Source organism: Terriglobales bacterium (assembly GCA_035691485.1).
Lineage (GTDB): Bacteria > Acidobacteriota > Terriglobia > Terriglobales > Acidobacteriaceae > JAIQGF01.
The window spans coordinates 1-2,051 of the sequence record DASSIZ010000062.1; the positions used below are offsets into that span (position 1 = coordinate 1).

The window sequence follows — 2,051 nt, forward strand, 5'->3', positions numbered from 1 at the left end:
GCCATCCTGCGCTCGCTTTGGTAGGGTTGGCAGTTCTGGGCGCAGTAGCTCTGTATCTGTACCGCAAGCAGTCCACACAATGCTATTTCGCCCCCTAACTATTCGGTCAACCGGACGCAAATCCCGCTACGCGGTCTTTGCGCCGGTTACCTCGGGCGTTAGGCCCCACAAGCAAGGAGCAGCCATGACACATCGTAAGCAGTTTCCACTGTGGCAGTGACCTGAGACGGTTTTTTGTAGCCACTCAGGCGGTGAGTCTCGGTTCGATGGTAGCGGTTTCGATCCAGTTCCGGCGGACCTCTGCCGGTGGCTGGTAGCGGTGTGCGCTGTGCGGTCGCTGCTCGTTGTAGAACCGCCGCCAGCGCTCGATCAGTACCTTGGCTTCGGCTCGCGTGCGGAACCACTCGCGGTTGAGCAGTTCGTCGCGAAGCTTGCCGTTGAAGCTCTCGACGAAGCCGTTCTGCCAAGGGCTGCCAGGCGCAATGAACGCTGGCCCGATGGCTTGGTCGCGCAGCCAACGCATCACCTTGGCTGCAGTAAATTCGGCGCCGTTGTCAGATCGAACGTAGGCCGGCTTGCCATACAGCCGCATCAGTCGCGACAAGGTCAGGATCACGTCCTGTGAACGCAGACTGGCGCCGACCTCGATCGCCAGGCATTCGCGGGTGTACTCGTCCAGCACGCACAGCAGCTTCAACGAGCGGCCATCGACCAGCTGGTCGTGGACGAAGTCGTAGCACCACACCGCGTTCGGACGCACCGCTCCGGGGAGGCGGATGTCGCTGCCGGAACGCCGCCGCCGTGGCCTGCGCCGCGGGATGTTCAAGCCCATCTGGCGCCACATGCGCCGCACCCGCGATTCACCAAGACTCAGCCATGCCGCCATGCGTCGATACCCGAATCGCGGCACCGCCTGCGAGGCCGCCAGCAGTTGTTCACCCATCGCCCGATCCTTGTCCGGCTGTTTCAGCATGTAGCTCGTCACCCGGCGGCTCAGCCCCAAGTAACGGCAAGCCTTGCGTTGCGAGATGCCCCGGCGAGTCAGGTGCTCCAGCACCAAGCGTCGCCCCGACGGGGTCGTCATTTTTTTCGACTGAACTCCTTCAGCCCGTCGATCACCAGCATCTGCTCGGCCACCAAGCGCTTGAGCTTGGCGTTCTCCGTTTCCAGATCCTTCAAGCGCCGGGCATCGGCCACCTCCATGCCGCCGTACTTGTCCCGCCAACGGTAGAACGTCTGCTCAGAGATGTTGTGCTGCCGGCAAACCTCTCGGATCGGTACTTCTTGCGCCTCGGCTTCCCGCAGGATCCGGATGATCTGTTCTTCGCTGTGTCGCTTCTTCATGGAGTTCTCCTTGCCTCAAAGGGTAAGAGAACTCACCTTCCAACTGGCTACACGTTTCGTCTCAGGTCAGTCGTTGCTTCTATCCTGGCCCTCTGCCAAGAGCATGGCTGGCAGGCCATAGACGTCAGTCGCGTGGCATTCCTGGAATGATCGAGAGATCCGTCGGCCAGCCTTCGCGCATGATCCAGGTATCGCGACCCGATCCGCGGGTGACAAGATGAGCATGTGTGGCGGAAAGCACGGTTTGTCCTTTGACGCTTACCACGCCCTGCCGGAAAAGTGGCGCACCGAGGCCGTGATCGCGGCGCATCGAAACCTCGGTGGGACGTTTGATATCGCCGGCACGCCGCGCGCCGCTTTGGAGCGTGGTGCAACTTCGTTTCGCGCAATCTGGTACAACCTCGCCGACGGTGTGCGCGCGGGAGATCGCGCATGCATCGCCCTTGCGGTTGACTTCATCGTGGAGCGGCACATCGTTTCGTATTCCGGATACGCACGCACGCGCATGGCCCACGCGCTGCGGAGTGCAACCTTCTCCGCACATCAGCGAGAGCGCCTGTCGAATCATTTCCTCGCCCTGTTGGAGCGCGGGGACAAGACGCCGGAATTCTCGTCTTACCTAAAGTTGTGGCCCCACGTCATTACGCCGGATCATCGGCGTCGTGCACTGGAAATCGTGTCATCACCGGAAGTTGCAGCATCTTCGT

Annotated in this window: 2 protein-coding genes; one reads left to right on the forward strand and one right to left on the reverse strand. The window is 61.4% G+C overall.

Going from position 1 to position 2,051, the window contains the following annotated elements:
• Nucleotides 1–244: 244 nt before the first annotated feature.
• Nucleotides 245–1,344 (reverse strand): IS3 family transposase gene (locus VFI82_07800; GenBank protein ID HET7184574.1). Its coding sequence is split into 2 segments (ribosomal slippage): nt 245–1,092 and nt 1,092–1,344, totalling 1,101 coding nucleotides; the frame shifts between segments, so codons are not numbered across the junction.
• A 217-nt stretch (nt 1,345–1,561) separates the two neighbouring features.
• Between VFI82_07800 and VFI82_07805 the strand changes: the two genes are divergently transcribed.
• Nucleotides 1,562–2,051, forward strand: a 490-nt coding sequence (locus VFI82_07805) for a hypothetical protein (protein ID HET7184575.1), incomplete at its 3' end; no start/stop codon positions are given.